The organism is Empedobacter sp. GD03797 (assembly GCF_029842105.1).
GTDB classification, from domain to species: Bacteria; Bacteroidota; Bacteroidia; order Flavobacteriales; family Weeksellaceae; genus Empedobacter; species Empedobacter falsenii_C.
In genome coordinates this window covers 1-1382 of the sequence record NZ_JAOCFS010000063.1, presented here as the reverse complement: position 1 = coordinate 1382, position 1382 = coordinate 1, and the positions used below count along the sequence as shown (strand labels likewise).

Here is a 1382-nt window from a genome sequence, read left to right as displayed (position 1 = left end):
TGTCCCGTCCTGAAATAGCGATACAAAAAAAATAATCGTTATTATGGAAGAAAGAAACAATTATGTCAAACGCACTCAGCGCGATTACAGTATGTCTTTTAAGTTGAACGTTGTAAAAGAAATCGAGTCTGGGGAACTCTCTACCACTGTTGCTTGCCGAAAATATGGCATCCAAGCCCGAAGCACAGTTGTGAGTTGGCTCAGAAAATTTGGTACCTTTGACTGGGAGAACCAAACGCCTTCGAATATGCCAAAGTCACCAGAACAAAAGATCATGGAGCTTGAAGCCCAAGTAAAGCTTTTGCAAAAGCAGAAGGCTTTCCTTGAGAAACAGGCTTATGTGGCTGATAAAAAAGCCATTATTTTCGATATGATGATTAACCTTGCCGAAGAGGAATATCAAATTGATATACGAAAAAACTCACCACCCGAACTATCGAATCTTTCCGAAGGGAACAAAAAGAAACCATAAGTTTCTCCTGTGAATTGTTCGGGGTGGACCGACAGGTTTATTATCGTCATTTAAAGCGAAGAGCAAAGCGGCAACAAAATGCACGGCAGGTTGTGGATTGGGTAGCAGAGCTGCGAATGATTCATCCAAAAATGGGTGGAAAGAAACTGTATTTTCTTTTGAAAGAGAAACTTGAAAATTTAAGAATTGGCAGAGACAAATTCTTTGACTTCTTAAGGGCTAACCATTTGTTAATCATTCCTAAAAGAAGTTATCACAAAACTACCAATTCGTATCATCGTTTTAAAAAACATAAAAATTTGATTAAAGATTATCAATACAAAAAGCCTAATAATGTTTGGGTATCAGACATAACTTACTTGGGAAACAGAGAAAATCCTGCCTATTTAAGCTTGATAACCGATGCTTATTCTAAGAAAATCGTAGGTTTTGACGTATCGAACTCTTTGGCAACGGAATCTTGTCTAAAAGCTTTGAAAATGGCATTGAAAAAAGAAAACACAAAGAACCTTATTCATCATTCAGACAGAGGATTACAATATTGTTCCGATGATTATCAAAAGCTATTGAAAAAGCATAAAATCCGTTGTAGTATGACACAAGAATCAGATCCTTATGAGAATGCCATAGCCGAAAGAATCAATGGAATTTTAAAACAGGAATATGATATTGATAAATTTAATGTAGATTTGAATACAAGAAAGATTTTGGTCAAACAAACCGTAGAGGTCTATAATGAGTTAAGACCGCATTTGTCAAACTATTATTTAACGCCGATGCAAATGCACCAGCAACAAGATTTAATACCAAAATCGTACAAAAAGAAAAACAGTACAAATACGAATATATGTACTGTTTAAAATAAAATTTTATTGGTCTAATCCTGTATCATTTTTTCAGGACGTTACAT

General features: G+C 35.2%; 2 protein-coding genes. Both read left to right on the top strand.

The genetic code is table 11. From position 1 onward, the window contains the following. Window positions 1-43: 43 nt before the first annotated feature. Complete coding sequence (locus N5D90_RS17020) at window positions 44-472, top strand: helix-turn-helix domain-containing protein (RefSeq protein WP_280063471.1); 429 nt, start codon at window positions 44-46, stop codon at window positions 470-472. 23 nt (window positions 473-495) lie between these two features. Beyond that, window positions 496-1332 carry an IS3 family transposase gene (locus tag N5D90_RS17015; RefSeq protein ID WP_280063470.1) on the top strand — a complete coding sequence of 279 codons (837 nt, stop codon included), beginning with the start codon at window positions 496-498 and terminating at the stop codon, window positions 1330-1332. The last annotated feature ends 50 nt before the right edge of the window (window positions 1333-1382 follow it).